This window comes from Pediococcus pentosaceus ATCC 25745 (assembly GCF_000014505.1).
In the GTDB taxonomy this organism is placed as follows: domain Bacteria; phylum Bacillota; class Bacilli; order Lactobacillales; family Lactobacillaceae; genus Pediococcus; species Pediococcus pentosaceus.
The window spans coordinates 67,584-90,005 of record NC_008525.1 but is presented as its reverse complement, the minus strand read 5'-3'; the positions used below and the strand labels follow the sequence as shown (position 1 = coordinate 90,005).

The following is a 22,422-nucleotide window of genomic DNA, read 5'->3' as shown; positions in this document are numbered from 1 at the left end:
TTATTATGAAGAAAGCAGACTTAATTAATGCAATTGATGAAACCTATAAAGATGAAGAAGTTAAAAAAAATCCCGATATAAGAGAATTTTTGTTAAAATTTGCACAACAATTGAGCGAAGGACGGGATGTGGGTCTTATATCGGTAAAATTAAGTAATGCAATTACGGACTATTCCCTAAAAAATGATTTTATTATTCCAAAAGCATTGAGTGATTTGTATGCGATAGCGGCGAAAAATGCTGAGAAATATCGAGGAATAATGTCGACAAATATTTGGTTATAAACAATTTAGAATATCACGTTGGCAGAAATTTCAGTGTCTTTTTTACTTATCGATTACCAATCAATGTGTGAAAAAATTAAACTGATTAGTCAAGTTCTGTAACCAACAATTGTCCAATTATTTTTTAAGTTTTGAAGAGTTTAGAATTATGAAGAAAATTTATCCGACTTCATTTTACTGATAAATACAGTTGGAATTTTCTTGAAGTTATCTTAATTTAAATATTCTATTTTATGTCAAAACATCTAAAAGTGAGTCTTCAAGATGATCAATAAATTCACCTTGAGGGCTCACTTTTTAAGTTGCTTTAGCTGGCCTAGAAAATTATGGTTAAGTTAGTTATGTGCATCCATACAACATTTATAGATCTCATAAATAGTTAAATTTCATTATATTTAATTAACCTAACCTGGTGTTGGTATAACCAAGCACGGACTTGTGGATCAGTCAGCATTTCTACTTCTTTAGTACGAGGTGTGGTTAAACTTGAGTGTTTTAATAAGTAATCATCTAAATATCCTGGGTGACATATCATCATTGGATATTCTTCATCACAACTAGATAATACAGCTCGTTTCAACGTTTGATAAGGATTATAATCCTTATTCATGCTTTCCATAAAAACATGTAAACTGTGTCCCTTGAATAATAAACTCGGTCTACCTGAATTTAAAGTAACTTGCAATAAATTTAATTGATGGCATTTCGCAACAACTAAAAGTCCTTTAAAGAAATTATCACTAACCACTGCATGTCCTTCAAAATAATCAGGTTTTCGACCAACCAATTCTATAAATTTTTGATATTGTGCTTCAATTTCTAAAATAACCTCATCTAAATTAACAAAATCATTGGGAGCTTTTCGATAATCTGCAGAGCTAAGAAAAGCACCATCATCATCAACAATACTCGGAATAAATTTAGGATTTAGTAGAGGTCGTCCTGAACTTATAACTACATGTAGCCCTAGACAAACTTTTGTATCTCTGATCATAGACAATCCGTCCAAGGTTGTAGGCATGTTAACCATCACGCCTACATTATTAATTATCCCTTTATGAACAGATCGTTCAATACCTATATTAACTGCGTCTGAATAGCCTAAATCGTCTGCACGAATAATTAGTTTTGTTTCCACCATTATGCCTCCACTAATTTAATTTGTTCATTTGATTGTTTATTAGTTTTAGATTCGATACCAATACTGTATGTTGCAATTGCAGCTACTACAAACGCAATTGTTCCACTAATTACTCCATTTACCAAGTTATTGGTTTGCCCTCCAACATATGTTGTTAGAGACAAAAAATTTGCAACAGGAACCATAACATGAGCTGTAATCGCAGTCATACCAGCATATAATCCACCACAAAAGCCGCCAACCATCATTCCTATAAAGGGACGTTTATAACGTATTGCTAAACCGTATAATCCAGGTTCAGTTACGCCCCCTACAAAGCTAGCAATTAAATAACTCCAAGCAAGTGCTTTTTGATCTTTATCTTTAATTCGTAAAGCCGTGCCTAGACACATTCCAGCAACCGACATGCTGGCAGCAACTGCACCAAGGGTTACAAAGTTCTCGTGTCCCGATTGAGCAAAAATCATCATCATGGTTGTAAGCATCAGCAAATGCATTCCCGTCATAACTAAAATTTCCCAAAAGGCACCAATTACACCAACAGCAATAATCGTCGGCAAACCTCCTAATTTCCCGAATGCCAAGATTCCAGCACAAATGTAATTGCCAACAACATTTCCCGCTGGCCCTAAAATACAGAGCATAATTGGTAACATAACAGCGATCGTTAAGGTGGGAACCATAATCGTACTAATTGATTCAGCAGTATGCTGCTTAAAAAATTGTTCGATATAAGACATTACCCAAACAGCTAAAATAATGGGAATTACTGTACTAGAATAATTAATTAACGGCATAGTAACACCAAAAATATCAAAAGGCTTACCAGCTTTTACAATTTGGATTAGGTTCGGATCAATTACGATTGCCCCTAAAAACATCGCAATAATTCGAGAAGTATTGAATTGCTTAGACGCCGTATAACCTATGACGATTGGTAAAAAATAAAAACCAGCGTCACCAACAAAAGTAAAAAGCTGATACAACGTCGTTTTAGTTCCGATAAGGTTGAGCATGTTAGGGCCCAAAATAGCGCCTAACATTTTAAATACCGATGCAGCCACCATCATCGGTATTAATGGCGTCAAACATCCCGCTAATTTATTCAAAATGTTGTTTGCAATCGATTTGAAAGTTAATTTCTCTTTCAAGTTTTCAGCTAAACCATCTTCACTCGAAGACGATTGAGTTAAATCACCCGTTTTTAGTAAAAAATCATACACTTTATTAACAGTTTGTCCGATGATAATCTGGTATTGTCCCCCGGTTCGATTAACACCGACTACCCCTGGAATACTTTGAATATCATTATCATTGGGAATACTTTCATCTTTTAAATTAAACCGTAAACGTGTCATACAATGGGTAACTGACGAAATATTAGCACTCCCCCCGACTGCTGATAACAAATCTTTTGCTACTTGTTCATAATATTGATTTTTATTTTTCATATCCTAGTGCCTCCACTGAATGATAATTAACCTTTATTAACAATGCGTTTAACATAAATCATCAAATAATATAATTCATCATCATTACTGACAGTTCCAAGTTGATCATCAATGTAGTTTGCAATTTGCTTAGCTGCCAGATAAATTCTTGGTTCATCTAGCTTCATCACATTAAACAATTTCAAATTATCATTCTTAGAAATTTGTTGGTGTTCATTCAAGCGTTTAATGTAGTATCGTAAATGCATAATAAATCTGTTGTAACTAAATTCATTTTTGCTAATAGTTATTTCAAATTCTCGTTCGATAATTTTTGTAGCTATCTTTATAATTTCATCATCTGCTGTTACCTTTGGGTTAGTTACTAATTCCGTTGTTTCAGAATTTACGAAATGCATGGCTATTGCTGTGACCTCCGAGATTGGTAATTCAACATCTAAACGCGAGTTAATTAGCTTCACAGCATAGTAACCCACAGCTGTTTCTTGAGGATACAATTGCTCTACATCATATGAAAAAGGGAGTGCCATTCCTTGGTACTTAGTTAATCTCGTAATAGCAAAATTAATATGATCTGCTAAACTAAAAATCATGTTTGGATTAAGATTTCTCAAAATAAGTTTTTGAGCCTTATCGGTAATTGCGGCACTTACATCAAAAATTTCGGTCGGAATTTCTTTTAGTAATTGATAATACTGATAATTTAATTTATAAAATGTCATACTCACTTTGTTCATATCAGTCAGCTCATATGGTACTTTTGGAAAACCCAGCCCTTTTCCAAAAGCAACTAGCTGTGCTCCATTCCGATCCAAACAGACCACCACATTATTATTTATTTTTTTCACCACCAGCATCTCATTTACACCTCCTTACCTGCTTAAATATTACTTACGCTTGTTTGAGAACCAATGTACCCAAAGCAAGTTGTTGATTAAGTTTGCTGCCAAGCGGTATTTCACCTGTATAGCCTTCCGTAAAGACAACCATCGTCGTCAAATCAAAATCTTCTGCATCTAACGTTGCTCTGTTAATTGTTGCTATTTGGGTTCCCACTTTAACCTCTTGCCCCACTTCAACGAATGTTTTAAATCCTTTTCCCTTTAAACGAACTGTATCTATACCAACATGGACCAATACAGATATTCCTCGTACCTCATCCGTAATTCCAATAGCATGTTTACTTTCAGGTAATGAAACAACTTTCCCGCTAATAGGCGCAACAACCTTATTCGCATTATTGGTTGGTTTGATAGCAAATCCATCACCCATCATTTTTTGTGCAAATACTTCATCTGAAACAGCTGTAATTGGTATGCAAACACCTTCGATAGGGGTAGCTACAACAAAAATATTACTTTTCTTTTTTGTAATGCCGAACATTCTTACCACTTCCTTAATACAAAAAAACTCCTTGCGACACCCATTCCACCCGTATATTTCAACAAGCAAAAGGTAATGCCTCAAAGAGTATGAGTTACAATCCTTAGTTTCAATTTTAAAAAGAAAACGTTTTCGGGACTATATTAACACTTATTCTATTTTTTGCAAACTATTTCAAATGATTGGCCTCCAGCACAGAGGAGCAGTTGTTAAGAATCACCCCTGAAAAGACGAATAGTTATCCACTGAAGGAATCGTTAAATCTATTACCGGAATTGAAAATCCTTAACTTAAAATTGACTAGAGATATTAACGAAACCAAATATCATTTCCACTTGGATAATGTAGTTAATTGTGGGCGTTATTTCAGAAACGAGAGCTACCAACTAGAAGCTCTTTCCACCGTTCTATTGAACTTCGTATAATCACCTTTTGAGCTAACAATGTTAAGCAAGCTATAGAAATGCTTTTATTTATCTGAAATTACCAGCAATGCTTTGATAGCTTGACGATTACTCATTGCCTCGTATGCATCTTCTATATGATCTAGATCAAAACTCTTTGTAAAGACTTGACCAGGGTTGATTTCACCATCTAAAACAGCTTGCAAAAGAACTTCTTTATCAGGTTTTGTAACTGAAGCAATCCCGCCACGAAGACCCACATTTTTCCAGAATAATTGGTTAGATTTAGGTTCTGATTGAGGAACCCCTACTCTTCCAATTACGGCGCCTGGCCGAGCAATTTGACCTGCTTGTTCGATTGCACTAGTAGCACCCACACATTCTAAAATTGCGTCAGCTCCGGCATTTTCCTTCGTTAACTTCAAAACATCTTGGATAGCTTCATCGCCGCGTGTATCTACGATATCAGTGGCACCAAAGGCCTTACCTAATTCAGCACGGTCTTCATGGTGACTTAAAAGGATAATCTTGCTTGCTCCAAGCAACTTAGCCCCGATCACCCCACATAACCCAACGGCTCCATCTCCGATGACAGCAACTGTTGAACCCGGCTTAACTTCGGCATTTTGGGCAGCATGATAGCCAGTTGCCATAACATCAGAAAGAGTTTGGAATGAAGCTAATTGGGCATCGGTATAATCTTCTGGTTTACCCGGAATTTTAACCAATCCTGAATTAGCTGGTTCATACTTCATGTATTCAGCCTGGTAGCCACCGTTATCGCCGGATTTACGATTCAAACAATCTCCTTCAAAACCATTCAAACAAGCTACACAATGACCACATCCATGCGTAAACGGCACGACCACGAAGTCGCCAACTTGAATGTTATCAACGTCTGCACTAGTTTCTTCCACAACTCCAATGGCTTCATGTCCGATAAAAGTATCTGTCTGACGTTCAGAAATTCCACGATACCACCATAAATCTGAACCACAAACACTAGCCCGTACAATCCGGATGATTGCCTGGTTATCACCATCAATTTGGGGTTTAGGTACTTCTTTAACTTCAACTTTACCTGGTTCAATAAATACTGCTGCTTTCATCTGTTAAATTCCTCCTAAAATTATTTACGTAATGCTTTTAAGCTTTCACCAAAAATACTTACAATGGCTTCTGGATCACGGTGATCAAAGAACTGACTTTCGTTTTTATCTAAACTACTCATCTTTTGCATATCATCATCACTCAATTCAAAATCAAAAACATCTAAGTTTTCAGCCATGCGCGTCTTATGAACTGACTTGGGGATTACCACAATTCCGCGTTGGAGGAGCCAACGTAGGATAACTTGTCCGTTCGCTTTTCCATATTTCTGACCAATTTCAGCAATCGTCTCATTTGAGAAAATATTATGCTTACCTTCCGCAAAGGGAGCCCATGCTTCAACTTGAACATCTTGACTTTGAGCAAAACCAACCGCTTCGCCTTCTTGGTACCAAGGTGAAACTTCGATTTGATTAAGTGCTGGCTTAACATCTGACATTAATTCCAGATTCATCAATTGATCTGGAGCAAAATTAGATACACCGATTGACTTAATTTTACCCGCCTTTTGAGCTTCAATCAAAGCTCGCCATGCACCTGCTGTGTCACCATAAGGTTGGTGAAGCAAGTATAAATCAATATAGTCCAATCCTAATTTATTTAGTGAATCTTCAATTCCTTGTTGCGCTTTTTCATAGGTGAAGTGATCCACCCAAAGCTTAGAAGTCACAAAAATCTCACTGCGATTAATACCGCTCTTCTTGATCGCGGCACCCACCGCCTCTTCGTTGTCATAAGCAGCAGCCGTATCAATTAGACGATAACCTGTATCAAGTGCATCACTCACGGCTTGTTCGGCTTGGCTCAAATCGGAAACTTGGAAAACACCAAATCCAAGTTGAGGCATTTGGTTGCCATCATTTAACTTTACATATTCCATAACTTTGTACCCCTTTAAATTTATATATCCTATTTATTTACACTATCTTTAAGTACTTTCTAGTATAGGGGGTTAATTACCATATAAAAATTACCAATCAAGTATGTTACTATGCATTTATGGAATAGTGAAAGGAAGTAATCGAATTGGCAATGAACCTTGATTTACTAAAAGAGCTAGTAGCATTTCAAAGATACGGTACACTAAGCTCGACTGCTGAGCATTTAATGATTACTCAACCCACCGTTACTCGGGGAATGCGCAGATTAGAAGATGAATTAGGTGTATCACTTTTTGATCGCCGAGTTAGTAACCACATCAAATTAAATGAAACTGGTGTTTACGCGGCTACAGAAGCAGCCAAATTATTGAAAGCAGAGCGGGATTTTACTGAACGAGTATTAAACTACCATCACTTAAATCATGAAATTGTAATTGGTTCAGTTGCTCCTGGTCCAGTTATCCTACTAGAAAACTCCGAAATTTCATCCCCTGCTAAAGTTAAAATTAATTTTCAAAATGTTTTTCCTGAAAAAGTTGCTGATAATCTTAAAAATCTTAAAGAGAAGCTAATTTTTACCAACCAAGAAATTATGACCGATGAAATCGAATCAGTTTATTTGGGTGTGGAATACCTTGGAGTAGAAATTGGTAAATCTAATCCACTATCTAAAAAAACATCCGTAAACTTCGACGATTTAGCCGGAATGAGTTTCCTCGTGGTCCAAGATACTGGCCCTTGGCAAGCAATCGTAGAAAATAATATCCCTGATGCTGCTTTCTTATACCAAGCTGATCTCGATGCCATGAGTGAAATTAGTCGGAATTCTAAATTCCCCTATTTTTTCTCCAACTTATCACTAGTTAGTTCGGCCACCATTGAGCGCTCTGACGATGGTGGACGCGTAGCCGTCCCCATCGACGATCCTCGTAATCGTCTTGAATTCTACGGTTCATATTTAAAAAGTAACCGTAAACTCGTCCAACCACTTTTAAAAGAGATTAATAAAATTTGGCCGCAAAATTAATGGCGGCCAAATTTTCGCGATGATTAAACATCAATATTCATTATTTTTAGGACCGTTCGCGGTCTTTTTTATTTACCCCAATGTGATTCTTAACCTTGTCCATCCTTGAAAGCTGGATAAAGCGTCATTCCACCATCGATAAATAGTGTAATACCAGTTACATAACTGGATTCGTCAGATGCTAACCATGCTGCACCCGCAGCTACTTCTTCAGGTTTACCAATCCGGTCCATGGGTACCATGCTGACTGTTTGATCATATTGTTCCTTATCAGCAAATTTTTCGGCATTGATGGGAGTATTAATCGCTCCGGGTCCAATGGCATTTACGCGGATATTATCCTTGGCGTATTCCATCGCAATCGTTTGAGTGAACAATTTTACGCTTCCCTTAGCTGCTGCATAGCTAGCAAAGGTAGGCCAAGGAATTTGTTCATGCACGGAAGACATATTAATAATGTTTCCCTTTTTATGGTTCTTCTTAAAGTAAGCTAAAGCAGTACGTGAACCTAAAAATACACCGGTTTGGTCAATTGCCGTTACTTTATTCCAATCTTCTAACGGTACTTCATGAGTTGGTGATTTAATTTCCATCCCAGCATTATTAACCCAGACATCTAGGTCACCAAATTTTTCAAGCGCCGTTTCAAGTAATTGATTAACTCCGGCTTCTGTAGCGATATTAGCTTGAACCGTCACTGCCTCGCCACCAGCATTAATTACTTCATCAGCGGCCTTTTGAGCTCCGTCTGGATCACTATTGTAGTTAATGACCACTTTCATTTTTTCTTGACCAAAACGTTTGGCGATGGCTGAGCCAATACCTTTGGAACCACCCGTAATTACGGCTACTTTTTCTTGTAAGTCTTTATACATAACAAATCTCTCCTTAAGTACTATTTTGGAAATAGTCTCTTTTCCTTATAACTAAGACTAAAACATTTTTTACCCAAAAAAGCACTTGATACGCCTTATCCAACTAAAAAAGCGACCTATTCAGATAAATCTAAAATAAGTCACTTTTTTAATTTACTTTCACTATTTTAAATAGCTTACTATAAAAATACCAATACTTAACCTAAATCTTCATTATCGTATCGTCTCCAGATCTGTACAAAAATAAAACTTGATAGACCAAGTATTGTTAACCATGCTCCAATCACTAAACCAGTCGGTACATATTTCATAGTTAACTGATTTTTTCCTGAATTTAAGGGAACTAGTGTAAATAAATTATCTACTGTTTTAACTGCTACTTGCTTGCCATTAATTTTTGCTTTCCAACCAGGATCTGCTGGAATCGTTAATAATAAAGCTTGTTTATCGTTATTTGTAGTGATATTCCCTTTGATTGTCCGTTTCCCATATTTTAAATTTGTGGCTTGATATTTCCGAGCTAGTTCTATTTGCCGTTGGAAAATTTTTTCATTTAATGTAATCAAAGTTGGGCGTGCAAATTGAGCTGTCCCTGTTCCGCTTAGCCGAACACTAATATTGAGATTCGTTCTTTGTTTGAAAGATCCTAGATTAATATACTGCCCAACTAAATTTGGATTATAGTTCTCAATTAATTGTTTTCCCTTGTAAACTGATATTTGACTTATACTTCCTTGCATTTTAAATAAACTCAAATAGGCTTGTTGATTTTTTGGGACAGTCACTGATAATTTAAGAGATTGATTACCATTTTCTAAATTTTTAAATTCAAGTCCAGCTTCAGCAGTTTGTCCTGTAGAACCGGTCAATTGAACCGGAAAGCTCTTGAATAACCGCTTTGTAACGGATGTATGAGCTACTAAGGACAATAATTGGTTTTGATTACCTAAATTATCTGTTTTACTCAATTTTTTATTTTCCGCAAGCTTTTGCTCTACTACAATTCCATTTTTTAAAGCATTTTGATTGTTACTTACATAAAATTTTCCTGAACGAGTTGCCATCTGAAAACCATATTTATCAACAGGTTGCAACGCTAAGTTCGTCTGAATACCTAGAATACTGTCCATTACCAAAGTATTATTTCCATATGTCATGTTTAGGTTACTTCCAGTTGAACGAAAACCTAATTGATTTAAGCTTTGCTCAAATGGTCGATTAGTTACAGAGGAAAAGAAATTAGCCGACCCATAATTAAACCTCAAACCGTCGTCACGTGAGATAGAATCTAGGTTTTCTACTCGGCGCAGTCTATCATTCCTTATTTTTGGAAGCCCTTCTTTGATTGCTTTTGCTGGCTCATTAAATAGTGAAGCACTTGGATAATGCCATTCTGTAGCTACCCCTTTAAACATTAAACCCGCATTGATCGTTAGCTCTAAAATGCTAACTAAAACTAAACTTCCTATGGCTACTTTTTTATTTAATCCGCTAAAGATTAGTAGTACTTCTACTATTAAAAATAATAAGGTAGCTACTAAATTCCAAATGCTAATAAAGTGATAATGATTAAAACTCCCCACAGTCGCCACCAGCATCACACTGCCTAAAATAATACCAATTTTCGCTTCAAGGCGAGATACCATAACTTCCAATTCATACGCTGCTAATTGCATCATTACAAATGACCATAAAAAACTATAACGGTATAGAAACATCGCTGGAAAATGCCATCCCTGCCAAGTAAGATTGAAAAATTGTAGATAGAATCCACTAACCAAACTTAGTAATAGTACTGCGTATCCAACCCTAACACGTCGTGCAATCTGCCGATTAAAAAAGTAAGATACTGCGTAAATTAAGACTATTAGACCCACATAAATATAAGGGGTAGTCCCAAATTTAGTACCATCATAAGCCCCTATCATAGATTTAACTGGCAAATCCCATAATCCGGAGCGATCTGTGAAGACACCATTCATTGATGATAATGGCATTTTATTGCGGCTCAAAGTTAAGATTACAGGTAAAATTATTACTCCACTGCTAATTGTCGACCAGAGCATAATTCCAATAAACTGTCCGATATTAATCCACCATTGTTGTACTTTTAATGTTATTAACTTCATTAAATAATATATTCCGATAAATAATCCCACCATAAAGGCAATATAAAAATTAGTAACTAACATTAAGAACCAACTAATGAACAATAATCCCCACCTTTGCTGTTCTATCCATTGATCAACTCCCCATACTATTAGTGGTAGTATATAGAGAACATCAAGCCACATTATTTGTTCTGCATTTACTAATCCAAAAGACATGGTAGCGTAACTAATTGCGAGTAATAATTGTTGATATCGTTTGATTTTAAATTGATGTTTTAGATAAGAAAAACTGCTTAGACCAGCTAATCCTATTTTAAATATTGTGATTGCATAAAAAGCATTTGGAATCTGATTTTTGCTAAATAGTCCTACTAAAGGCGTTACTATCCCTCCTAGATAGTAACTATATAATGCTAAATAATTCAATCCAAAACCGGCTTGCCAATTAAACCACAAGCTATTTTTTCCATGTAAAACCTCTCGAAAACTGGCTAAAAAATTAGCGCCTTGTGTAAAAGCATCGCTTGCCAGAATACTATGTGCGCTACCCCAATATATTCCGTTTGAAGCATAAGCTATGATGACAATAGTTATAGGTAAAATAAAGCTCATTAAGTACCAACTACCATTTTTCAACTTTTTTACCATATTTTATAATCCTTTTCCTCTTTTATTACTAAAAAACCGAGCTATCTGCTCGGTTTTAAACTTAGTGTCATTTCAATTAATTTAGTACCTAAAACTTACCGTTTTTTCTTAAATACAAACCAGCCAACTACTCCTAATATAACAACACCTACAAACGTTAAAATCCATCCACCCTTTTCGCCCGTTTGTGGTAGCAGGCTAGCTAAAGGTGATTTTAATCCACTAGATTTTTTACTTGTAGAATTACCTTTTTTCGACGTACTTGTTCCCGAAGAACCAGAAGTTATTTTTCCTGGCAACTTAGGAACAGAATTCTTTGTACTATTAGACGTACTTGTGGTATCCGTTGTACTTGTGGTACCTGTCGTATTACTTGTATCCGTTGTACTTGCGCTATCTGTCGTATCACTTGTATCCGTTATACTTGTGGTATCTGTCGTATCACTTGTATCCGTTGTACTTGTGGTATCTGCCGTATCACTTGTATTTGTTGTACTTGTGGTATCTGTCGTATCACTCGTATCTGTTGTACTTGTGGTATCTGTCGTATCACTTGTATCTGTTGTACTTGTGGTATCTGTCGTATCACTTGTATCCGTCGTACTTGTGGTATCTGTCGTATCACTTGTATTTGTTGTACTTGTGGTATCTGTCATATCACTCGTATCTGTTGTACTTGTGGTATCTGTCGTATCACTTGTATCTGTTGTACTTGTGGTATCTGTCGTATCACTTGTATCCGTCGTACTTGTGGTATCTGTCGTATCACTTGTATCTGTTGTACTTGTGGTATCTGTCGTATCACTTGTATCCGTCGTACTTGTGGTATCTGTCGTATCACTCGTATCCGTTGTACTTGTGGTATCTGTCGTATCACTTGTATCCGTTGTACTTGTGGTATCTGTCGTATCACTTGTATCCGTTGTACTTGTGGTATCTGTCGTATCACTTGTATCCGTTGTACTTGTGGTATCTGTCGTATCACTTGTATCCGTTGTACTTGTGGTATCTGTCGTATCACTCGTATCCGTTGTACTTATGGTATCTGGAATATCTTCAACATTGACTTCAACTATCCCATTTTTAGCATGTTGATAATCTAGATGTACTGTATAGTCTTTCTCTGATAATTCGTATCCTTCTGGAGCTTTAGTTTCTTTAACAGAGTAATCCCCTGTGGGTAATGTTTTACTAATAATGGCCCCATCAGAACTAGTTTTTACATGGTCAACTACTTTTCCATCTTGATCTAGGATATCAAATTCAGCCCCCGCTAATGCCGTTTCAGTTTCGGCATCTGTCTTGCTGATCTTAATTTTTCCATTAAACACTAAAATAGTTGTAGTATTACTATTAATGTCCTTACTCCCGACCCGATGTAACACGGCTTTATTATTAATCTTCTCTCCTGGTTGGAATTGTGATTCATCCACTTTTACACGAAAATGAACGACTGCACTCTCTCCCGTATCTAAGTCTTGATTTAAAGTCCATTGCACATTTTGCCCTGCGACACTGGGTTTTACATCAACTGCTGTAGAACTATTATCAGTTGAAACATAATCCAATCCCATTGGTAAAACATCTTCAATTATTGACCCACTAGGAATTAAAAAGTTATGATTATTTGTTAATTTGATTGTGTAATCTAAATATTTTGATCCCATCAAATATTCAGTTTGTTTTACTTCTTTTGTAAACTTGAAGGACCCATTGCTATTATCATCAATTGCTTGATTCAGCGAAGCGGTGGCTTGTTTAGAATCACCTTCTGAATCCATATAATTCAATTCTGCAGAATTTGCTTTCACCCCATAGGTTGTTGGTGTCTGACCATCATCCGGTGCAACCGCATATTCCACGACGTATGCAGAACCATCATTCATGGCATTTCCAAAATCTACTGATAAGGTTCTTCCATTTACTTTAATCCCACCAGCAAATTGATCTGTGACGTTAGTAAAACCACTGCCATTCAGTTTTAAGATTCGAATATTATTGGTAGTTTTAAGATCTGTTTGCACTGATATACCTGGATATACAAAATGAGTATCTGCTGGCAAAACGTCTTTAACTGTTGCATTACTCATTTTCTTGTTACCGTAATTTACAGGTAGGTCATAAACATTTACCGCCGAATTACTAGGATTCATTAATGCTACACCTTTGTAATTTGGAATATCATCAGTCTTAGCCATCATTGTCCATTTACCAAAATCTGGCTTAGCCGGACTAAGTGTCCCCTTAGTATTTGACTGAGTGCTATCTGAGGCGTTTTTACTAGTATCTTGAGCATCTTCATATTTAATAGTGGATTCTACTTCTCCTGGTTCATCTCCTGGATACCATCCGGGTGAAGTCCAAGAAATAGTCGCTTGTTCACCACCAGCAACCGATTCACTATTTTTAACATATACTAATTGATAATTATCCCCAACTTTGGTGATTGTCGGACCATCAAAACCTTGTAATCCAGCTCCCACTAAATTAATGCCCTCAACACCACTTTGTACAGTACTTCCTGGAATATTAACGATTACCTTACTGCCAATACTCATTTCATCTTCAGAACCTTGAATGGAAATCACTGTAGTCACTTTTTGTTGAGAACTAATTGGATCTGTCATACTAATTCCAACTTCAATCCCGCTATCTTTTAAAGACTTAGCAGAAACCATAGAAGGTGAAATTGCCTGTCCAATCATCAACAAAAAGGTACTTAACAGATACAGCCATCGAAATGCTTTGCCCATCATCTACCCACTCCTTTTCATTTTTATATATAAAGTTTTTAGGGTACACCCTAAAAACTAAGAACTAAATGTTTAAAAATTCAAGAATATTTTTTATAAATCATAGCTGTTTGGGTTTGTTGTTTTTTAATCAGTGGCTAATACTAACTTTATAAACTAAATAAAAGCCTGATAATATCAGGCTTTTATTAGAGAAATTTATTGATTTGGAAAATGTTTTTTTACTAGTGATTTTGAGTTATAATTAATCAAGCATATAAACCATTTCGTGACCGAAGCTAGAGAAACAGATGGTTTAGCTTGTTTTTTAGGGTGTACCCTAAAAATTCATTTCACTCATTTTAGATAAAAAATTGCTATAAACTTCCTTGCTTAGCACAAGCTTATTCCACTTCATATCGCCCAGCAAACCTCTCCACCAAAACCTGCTTTAACATTTCATCTTCACTACGATGGTCATTTGGATTAAGCTGCCGTTGATTATTTTCCGTTAAAACTACGATTAAAAATTCGATTAGTAAGGCTCTTTTCCCCGAAAACCAATCAAAAGCAAGCATCCCAGCTGCGGATTTAAATAATAAAAAATCATTTCTCGAACTGTTAATTGTGGTATCGCCCGTTCTTGACACTACTAACTGTTCTAATTGAGGATGTTGAATCACATACTCATAAACCTTATTGAAAAAATCCATACGCTCACTAGTATCTAGTAACTTTACGTTAAAGCCTGCATGACTTAGGTTGCGGAAAGCACTTTGCTGAAAAAATTCTCGGGGTAAAATGAACATCTGTCGACCACCCAGAATTCGAGATTCCACCTTCGCTTGATTATTATGGGGTACGTCAACCAACATTTCTTTTTTATCACCGTGAAAATTAATAATTTGCATTCCATTAATGGCGCCTATTGGTAACTGCGCGCGCTTTTGCTCTTGCCCTGCTTGGTTCATAAAGATGATTTCTTGTCGTGCTTCATCAAAATCCCACAAACGATATTCTGCAGGTCGAAAGCCCACTTTGGTTGGAATTTCAATTTCTCCATTTTTAAGAAATTCAAGGGTTAGAAAACCCGAATTTTTTTCAGTTCCTAAGTATAAGAGGACGGTATTATTCTGGTCTGACAAAAATTGATAAATCCAGATTTTATTACAAATTAGTGCTTTTAATTTTGTTTTATCCAACTTTAATATCTCCTATTTATGTTTAAACCAGGCTCCGCTGACCATTTGTTCTCCATGAAAAATGGTAGATACTTGATTTCCATGCACTAACCGGTCTTTAAAATAGTAATAAGCTACGTAATTTGAAATAGCCATTTTATACGTTCCTAAAAAGGCTTCGTCATTTCCTTGGGCTAAACTTAATTCTGCTTCCGTAATGAGTTTGACCATAATTCCTAGATACTCGATTAGTGTCTCCCGCGTTCCTACCATTATACCTAGGTTCAAAATTGGTAAATGACCATTTTCCCAAATAAAATCTTTGATAAATTGGGGACCGTCATAGCCAATCAAAATACTGGTATCGTAAATAAAAATCGTTTCGTCTCCCATGTACAAGATGCCATCTTCTACCGCATCAAACGGATAGTTCAACATCTTTACGTCTCCAGCATCCGTCAAAGCAGCTTTCTCAATTTCTGGATGAGCCTGCAAAAAATCAAAAGCCATCAAAATTCGATAAAAATACAAAGTTAATTTAGGATAATGTTCGAACAAATCAGTCTGTACGATATGTAAATTATCACTGTCTTGCTGATTAGTGGCGTTGGTCAGGACATAGTGCGCAACTCCATAATGAGCTAAAGAGGCGGTTTGTTCTGCTACCTTTTCGGCAATATTTACATCGGTATTATCTCGATGGTATAACACATCTTCCATATTTACGATAAATTCACTGATAACGACGTTCTTTTCAACCTGCAATAATCGTTCCTCCCCAATATTCTAGTAAAAAAGCCAAATCATGATGATTTGGCCTTCAATTTATCTCAATCTACATATCGTACTTTTGAAACATTCAACCCTTGATCTACCATCTGATCGTAATCTTCATGTTTAACTACAGCTTGTTGAACATATTGGATCTGGTCATCCATGATTAATTTCAGGTTTCCTTTAACCGTGCTACCATCAAAAGCTGATTCTTCTAAATATAGAGTGTTCTTAGATTTAGTCTTTTCTAAGACATCTAATTCCATCCCTAAATATGAAATATTAATTTGATCTTCAGGGCCCACAATTTTTTGGAGTTGTGCTTTTTGAAATTGAATCATGTTATCGTAAGATTCCAAGACCGCATTGGTTGTTGGGTCAACCACCGTAATTAAATTCATTTCTCCTTCGTAGAAGTAGAACCGCAAACAAACTTGGCCATCATTATTAGTGAAATCAATTTCTTGAACGCGATCTTCATAATAGTAGATATTACTAAAAATCGAGCCGTCAAACGTATATTCTTCAACCATGTCTTTGGTTCCATCATCGTTAAAGTACGTCACATCTTGAACCAAACGTCGACTTTGCGGAAATGTTCGCATCTCCCCAATCCTAACTCCATTTTTGATGATTGAAATGATTCCATCCGCATTCATGAAAATTTCTGCGCCATCTATCATCGGTACTTTGTCGAAAAATAAGGAATTTTTTTCATCGTATGTTCGCTTAGTCACGTAATCGACAATATTCATCATGTTTTCATATTCTTCCTTTTTATAACGTGTAAAGAAAGGATCGGGAAGAAGCGTGATTACTTTACTATTATTATTGATTGCCCGCTGCTTTTGCTGCTTCCAATTATCTGTCTCAACTCTTAAAACACTCACCAACTCATAGTTCATCAATCAATTTCCTCCATTTATCGGCAATTACGCTATCCCGAAACTTGTCTACGGATTGAAGAATAGCGTCTTCCATCGTGGCGATATCGGTATTCATTAGTTTTTCAATTCCTACTTCTAATTGACTGACATTATAGTCAGTATCTTCACGCTTGAAGTCCATTAAGAAACCATTCACACCATCTTCAATCATTTCCATTGCGCCAAAGCGTGCCTTAAAGGTCACAACTGGTAATCCAGCATTCAAAGCTTCAATGTAGGTTAGGCCAAAGCCTTCGGAAAATGAGGCGGATACAAATGCATCATATTTTGGATAAACTTGATCGGCATGATGCGTAAGTCCCTTTAGTTCAATGTATGATCCAGCCTTACTTTCATCAATAATCTTTTTAAGTTTTTTCTCTTCTCCACCAGCACCATAAATATCCAAGCTAACTTTTTTACCGGCTTGATGAAGATTAATGACTGCTTTAATAATCAAATCGATATGCTTTTCTTCAGCCAAACGGGAAATTGTAACTAATTTAAAATCTGCGTGTGCTTTAGGTACTAATTTTTGGCGAACATCTTGGACTCCCCCCACCGGAATTGTAACGATTTTTTTAGCCAAATTTGGGAAATCGACTAACAAATCTTGCCGTTGTAATTCGGTTGCCACAACTAATCCTTCTAATTGATCAAGGTGAGTTAGAACGTATTCATAATAGTTATTCCACAATGGGTTAGCCGGATCATTGCGATCTCCTAAGTGGTCCGCATGGACAATCGAAATTAATTTACGTCTGTTTTGATCTCTAACATCATCATCCATCAAGGCCACTTCATTAGCTTCGCCACGATCTAATATAAATACATTTTTCTCAGGAAAAAGCTTTTCTAATCGATGGAAAAAATATCTTCGGAATTGAATTAAATTAGGGAAAAATAACTGTTCCGGTTGATTATATAAATGAATATTTTTGATCTCAACCTCACCCTCGTTATGTGGATCCGTTAATTGTTCAAACATAATTTTTCGTTCATTAGTAGCATTGTTATATATTTCCACCCGATCGACACTCACCAGTAATGGAGGGTTCTTTTTCGGATTTGTATATTTAACGTAATGGCGTACAACTCGCATCCCTGACGAAGTAATCTTATTATCTGAACGAATCGTTTGCGTACTATCAATGACCGACTGGTGTTCTGTTGCACTTCTTTTTTCTAAACCATTTAGAGCGTATTCATCCCCATACACAAAATACTCCCAAATGTTTATGACCTGATTATCACTTAAATTCCATTTATCCATGGCTTCGTGTAGATTATCCACTAATTCCATAAATATAAAACGATAATCTAATCCAGCCTGATCGAAACGCTTAGCTCGATAAAATTGCGCATGTTCTACTCCAGAATTTCCAATTCCCATTGCTTCATTAACAAAAAAATTCATATTTTCCTCCGAATGTTACCTAGATTATTAGAAAGATTGCCCTCGATAATAATGCAAGATTTTTGCTAACTCGATACTTGCAGTTTTCTCCACTAACATTACTTTTTCATCATTTTTTGCCAGACTTACTGGGTCAGGAGCAAAAGCATCGAAAGCTAAATTACGTCCCTCAACCATATCTTTTAAATCATGAATGGCTAGCTGGAGTTCACTTTGAAGCTCTGTTTCCGTTAAAAGACTCCTACTATCAAATTCGATGTACAGTCTTAACGCTTGATTTTGACCAATGTACGATCCCATATTCAGAGTTCGATTTCGAATGTAAACCGGCACTTCCTCGAAGAAATCTTCTTCCTTATCCCAGATACTAACCATTCGAAAAGTACCACTACTAAAAGTTTCAATTTCAAATTTGGTATCTCGTGGAGTAATGACGATATTTTTAAACGTTAGGCCTTGATTATTTAAGTTAATTAAGTTTAAATCATAAGCTTGGGTTCCCAAGGGGACTTCAAAATAATCATCCAAACTTAGGGTGGTGATACCATCAATAGTTTCCCCCAACGTGTCCAAAAAATTGATTTGAACCTGGACTGAGTTACTAGGAATTACTTCTGCATTAACCACAATATGATATTGTTCACCTTCCTTTAGCAAAGGTAATTGGTTAAATTGAGCATTATTGGAATCGAAGTCTTGCTTTGATTTCCAACTTGAAATTGCTTCACCTGGGCTCATTTGACTATTACTAAAATTAACTAAACCTTTTTCATAACTAATTGTAGAACCGTAATTGTAGGTTCCATTGGTCGCCATGGGCCACATTACAACATAAGAACTATTCATCGTCCGTAGTCTCTCCTAGTTTAAAATTCCGTCCATACTTGGATGTTAAAATATTTCGAATCTGCATTAAGAACCACTCAACAATCCCGTTAGTATCATCATTATGTCGTCCAGTTAATCCCTTATGAATTATCCGCGACTTAGGTGAATTTTGGTGCAGGTATCGGTATAGATCATCGAACGCATTTCTATCGTAATCGTCTTCTTTCATATACGTGATTACAAAGTTAGTTTTGGAGTGGTCATGGCTTCTAAATGAATCCCAGAAAATATTATTGGCTTGTTCAATATTTTCATTACTAATCCCCCCGGTAAGTTTCAATAAAACATCTAAAGACGTTGGAAAAGCATCGGGACGATTAATTCGTTCATTTGCTGCTATATCGCCTAACTTAGTCAACGGTTTACCCACGACTACCCACTCCGGATTAAGGTACGACGAATAATATAAACTAGCGTACGTTCCCATTGATAATCCGGATAAAACTAATTGATTAGCAGTGAACCCGAGCTTTTTTAAAGTGGTTTGAATAATCCGTACAATTTCCTGTTCAAACTTTTTACTGCCAACGTAAAAAGATCCCCCTAAGATCCGTTGCTCCCCAAAGATCAATGCTGGTGCTTCAAGCGCTCTCATCATGTTAGCTCCCTCTACTCCTAGAGCTAAACGAAATCCACTGAAATAAACAACCAAGGGAGGCTTAAAATCTCCTGGATCAAAGTAATAATATAATTGCTCATTCATTGCTTGGTCATCGACCATTTCTTTTTCGCCGACTAATAGTGTTCCCCGTCCATCACGGGCTTTTCTTAATGAAATCTGTCCGACATCTAATTCAACCTTGTTACCTTTAATAAATAGTTCCACTAAAATATATGCCCCTTGTTCGCTAACCTTAAGTGGCAACACTTCATTTAGCTGGTCATTTTCAAAACTTTGTGAATAATATATTTCATTGGTATAAGGGTTAATCATCGACACATCTAGGCGCACATCAGTAGTTGGGTTTTGGCGTTTAAATTCTATTCGAATTTCCCAAAGCGTGTTTCCCGCCACTCCCAACGGTCCACCCCAATTAGCAACTTTTTGATATGCTTGGATATTTTGATCGATAAATCTAATATAATTATGACCAAGCTGTTCAATTCTACCCTTAAAATAAGGCTCAAATTGAATGTTATCGAATGTAAACTTGAATCCCCACTGACCACTATAGAAAGTTTGGTTAAGGTCCTTAACCAGGGCTTTTATATCACCAACTTCAATAAATTGTGCATTTTTTAATTCCAATATATTTTGACTGGCTAAGGGAAGTGTTAATGTGTTATCAATTAATGTTTTATTTCCAGGCAACTTTTTTAATAACTCGGTTTCCTTTAAATAAGCATCCTGGGTGATTAAAAATAAAGCATTCAAATATAAGGGATTTAATTTTCCTTTTATAAAAAGAAGTCCTTTTTTTGCGTTGGGTTCCCAAAGTTTTTCAAATGGGATATCAATATAGTCAAAATTCTCCTTCAGTTGCTCAGACAACCCTGGTATTGGCAAACCTAAATGAATGAGTTTATTTTTCATACTTAGTTCTTCTTTCCCACCAGTCGGCTTGGCGCTTAAGTGTTAGTTGTTCCATATACTTAGTTGTCGCAACTAAGGATTTATTCCAATTACCCAGCTCTTGTAGATAAAAATCTAACCCTTGGCTGAGACTCTGTTTTTCATTGATAATCCATCCATTCTTTCTATTAATAATGAACGGACTATCAACGTTAACAATCTGTGGAATACCGGCGCTAATCGCATTAAATTGCATTCTAGTATTATATGGACTACCGACATCGACCAACACCCGTGATCGAGCTAAATTGCGATAAATTTCATTGTCTCGTGAATTAACGCGGATGATCGTTTCAGTAATGTCTTCCATTACCTTTTTCCAGTTAATCTTTTTAAATCGAGCGGAATCCGCTAATTTTTGCGGATTGGTCTCCGGGTCATGCTTCAAATTCATGCCTAAACGAAATTTTAACTGCATTAATAGCTTTCCAATTGCATCTGTGTCCTCTCTACCAAACACAATCTTCCAAATTAAGTCTTGGTCTTGCTCCAGATCTAAAAAGGTATATTTATTTTTAAGAGCTTGGCACAGATAATTAAAAACGAGATTAGCTTGACGATCATTAAGCGCTGCTACTTGTAAACCAACATTTTCGTGTTCTAAGGAATAATCAATAAGCTTTTCCGCAAACTGCGAGCACGTCGTATCATTAGTTGATTCATCTATATGCCAGTAAATAAACATTTTACTTTCTTCATTACTGTTTCCAAGTCGATTCTCAGTTCCGTACGGATAACCTAGTTTTAAAACCTTTTGAGCCGGCTCAGCTACGCTAGATTTAATTTGTTGGAATATCACATAGTTAGGAACCACAAATTTAAAAGCTCCCTGAATTTGAGGTTGCAATGTTTCCACGGTGGTAGTATCCATAGGGCCCAGATGGTCCAATAAATAAGTTACTGGTAACCGGTTTTGAATCTCGACCATCAGCGGCCTAATCTTTAAGTTAGTACTAGCAATTAACCGGTCCTGAGTGGGATCAAAGTGCTCTTCAAAAAATGAATTTACAAATTCCATTAATAGTTCGTTTAAAGTTTTATACTGCCTTTTCTCGAAATTAGAATAATTACCTAGAATTTGAACAGCCACCTTGGCCTTAGGTTCATAACGAACAATTAGTTGATTGCACTCATTGAACCATTCTTGTCGGACTACTTCTTCATTTTCATAATAATTAGTGCATACTTTGAATCCACGATCGTCATAAACATCGGTATGGCGATTTTGAGGATTCATAAACTGAACCTCACTAAGATATCCTTCAGAACTTCTAATAATTCGGGCATATAATTTAGATCCCTCATAGGCATCCATTGAAGTCATAGCATTGATTAAACGAACCCCTTGAGGTAAGTCTAAAGCTTCTGGTCCTAGTGGCATTCCATCAACTCTTTCTATCCCCAAAATCGCATCCCAAATGTTCCAGTATTCATAATTAGTTAATCCATTGACATGTAAAAGATATCTTAGGTTGGGTAAAAAATTTAACACCGCGAGCTTCACGCTTTTTTTACCACCAACGAATACATTAGTCAGATTTTTTAGTAAATCCCGATTTAATTCGCTGACTTCATTCTCCCAGGCCGGCATAATATAAAACATTAGTTAGTTCCCC

At 36.3% G+C, this 22,422-nt stretch carries 18 protein-coding genes; 2 read left to right on the top strand and 16 right to left on the bottom strand.

What is annotated here, in order from left to right:
* Nucleotides 1–5 precede the first annotated feature (5 nt).
* Complete coding sequence (locus PEPE_RS00405; protein ID WP_002834213.1) at nt 6–284, top strand: bacteriocin immunity protein; 279 nt, start codon at nt 6–8, stop codon at nt 282–284.
* 379 nt (nt 285–663) lie between these two features.
* On the opposite strand, the gene PEPE_RS00400 is transcribed toward PEPE_RS00405, so the two are convergent.
* The 6 genes from PEPE_RS00400 to PEPE_RS00375 all read right to left on the bottom strand — a co-directional run bounded on the left by PEPE_RS00400 (nt 664) and on the right by PEPE_RS00375 (nt 6,653).
* A complete protein-coding gene (locus tag PEPE_RS00400) occupies nt 664–1,422 on the bottom strand; it encodes a ChbG/HpnK family deacetylase (RefSeq protein ID WP_002834215.1) in 759 nt (252 codons plus the stop codon).
* 2 nt (nt 1,423–1,424) lie between these two features.
* The gene (locus tag PEPE_RS00395; RefSeq protein ID WP_011672821.1) at nt 1,425–2,876 is read right to left on the bottom strand and encodes a PTS transporter subunit EIIC; all 1,452 of its coding nucleotides are present in this window, start codon (nt 2,874–2,876) and stop codon (nt 1,425–1,427) included.
* A gap of 26 nt (nt 2,877–2,902) precedes the next feature.
* A complete protein-coding gene (locus PEPE_RS00390; protein WP_011672820.1) occupies nt 2,903–3,733 on the bottom strand; it encodes a PRD domain-containing protein in 831 nt (276 codons plus the stop codon).
* Nucleotides 3,734–3,767: 34 nt separating this feature from the next.
* Nucleotides 3,768–4,259, bottom strand: coding sequence for a PTS sugar transporter subunit IIA (locus PEPE_RS00385; RefSeq protein ID WP_011672819.1), 492 nt, complete (start codon nt 4,257–4,259; stop codon nt 3,768–3,770).
* Between the two features lie 469 nt (nt 4,260–4,728).
* Entirely contained in the window at nt 4,729–5,772 is a 1,044-nt protein-coding gene (locus PEPE_RS00380; RefSeq protein WP_011672818.1) for an alcohol dehydrogenase catalytic domain-containing protein, read from the bottom strand.
* Between the two features lie 20 nt (nt 5,773–5,792).
* Nucleotides 5,793–6,653 (bottom strand): aldo/keto reductase, encoded by an 861-nt coding sequence (locus tag PEPE_RS00375; protein WP_011672817.1) that lies wholly within the window; start codon nt 6,651–6,653, stop codon nt 5,793–5,795.
* 152 nt (nt 6,654–6,805) lie between these two features.
* Here PEPE_RS00375 and PEPE_RS00370 point away from each other — a divergent pair, with 152 nt between their 5' ends.
* The gene (locus PEPE_RS00370; RefSeq protein ID WP_041526981.1) at nt 6,806–7,681 is read left to right on the top strand and encodes a LysR family transcriptional regulator; all 876 of its coding nucleotides are present in this window, start codon (nt 6,806–6,808) and stop codon (nt 7,679–7,681) included.
* 89 nt (nt 7,682–7,770) lie between these two features.
* On the opposite strand, the gene PEPE_RS00365 is transcribed toward PEPE_RS00370, so the two are convergent.
* From PEPE_RS00365 to asp1, 10 genes are all read right to left on the bottom strand, one after another.
* The gene (locus PEPE_RS00365) at nt 7,771–8,556 is read right to left on the bottom strand and encodes an SDR family oxidoreductase (RefSeq protein WP_011672815.1); all 786 of its coding nucleotides are present in this window, start codon (nt 8,554–8,556) and stop codon (nt 7,771–7,773) included.
* Between the two features lie 197 nt (nt 8,557–8,753).
* Nucleotides 8,754–11,315, bottom strand: a complete 2,562-nt coding sequence (locus tag PEPE_RS00360) for a YfhO family protein (RefSeq protein ID WP_011672814.1) — start codon at nt 11,313–11,315, stop codon at nt 8,754–8,756.
* Between the two features lie 95 nt (nt 11,316–11,410).
* Nucleotides 11,411–14,071, bottom strand: coding sequence for a SpaA isopeptide-forming pilin-related protein (locus PEPE_RS09395; RefSeq protein ID WP_049752769.1), 2,661 nt, complete (start codon nt 14,069–14,071; stop codon nt 11,411–11,413).
* A 380-nt stretch (nt 14,072–14,451) separates the two neighbouring features.
* Nucleotides 14,452–15,249, bottom strand: coding sequence for a hypothetical protein (locus PEPE_RS00350; RefSeq protein WP_011672812.1), 798 nt, complete (start codon nt 15,247–15,249; stop codon nt 14,452–14,454).
* A gap of 12 nt (nt 15,250–15,261) precedes the next feature.
* Nucleotides 15,262–15,993 carry a hypothetical protein gene (locus PEPE_RS00345; RefSeq protein ID WP_011672811.1) on the bottom strand — a complete coding sequence of 244 codons (732 nt, stop codon included), beginning with the start codon at nt 15,991–15,993 and terminating at the stop codon, nt 15,262–15,264.
* A gap of 65 nt (nt 15,994–16,058) precedes the next feature.
* Nucleotides 16,059–16,907, bottom strand: a complete 849-nt coding sequence (locus PEPE_RS00340) for a hypothetical protein (RefSeq protein ID WP_011672810.1) — start codon at nt 16,905–16,907, stop codon at nt 16,059–16,061.
* Nucleotides 16,897–18,345: a glycosyltransferase gene (locus PEPE_RS00335; RefSeq protein WP_011672809.1), complete on the bottom strand. Its 1,449-nt coding sequence runs from the start codon at nt 18,343–18,345 to the stop codon at nt 16,897–16,899. The genes PEPE_RS00340 and PEPE_RS00335 overlap by 11 nt, the downstream gene beginning before the upstream one ends.
* Nucleotides 18,346–18,372: 27 nt before the next feature.
* A complete protein-coding gene (gene asp3 / locus PEPE_RS00330) occupies nt 18,373–19,191 on the bottom strand; it encodes an accessory Sec system protein Asp3 (RefSeq protein ID WP_011672808.1) in 819 nt (272 codons plus the stop codon).
* Nucleotides 19,184–20,767 (bottom strand): accessory Sec system protein Asp2, encoded by a 1,584-nt coding sequence (asp2, locus tag PEPE_RS00325; protein ID WP_011672807.1) that lies wholly within the window; start codon nt 20,765–20,767, stop codon nt 19,184–19,186. Before asp2 ends, asp3 begins: the two co-directional genes overlap by 8 nt.
* Nucleotides 20,757–22,409 carry an accessory Sec system glycosyltransferase Asp1 gene (gene asp1, locus PEPE_RS00320; RefSeq protein ID WP_011672806.1) on the bottom strand — a complete coding sequence of 551 codons (1,653 nt, stop codon included), beginning with the start codon at nt 22,407–22,409 and terminating at the stop codon, nt 20,757–20,759. Before asp1 ends, asp2 begins: the two co-directional genes overlap by 11 nt.
* Nucleotides 22,410–22,422 lie beyond the last annotated feature (13 nt).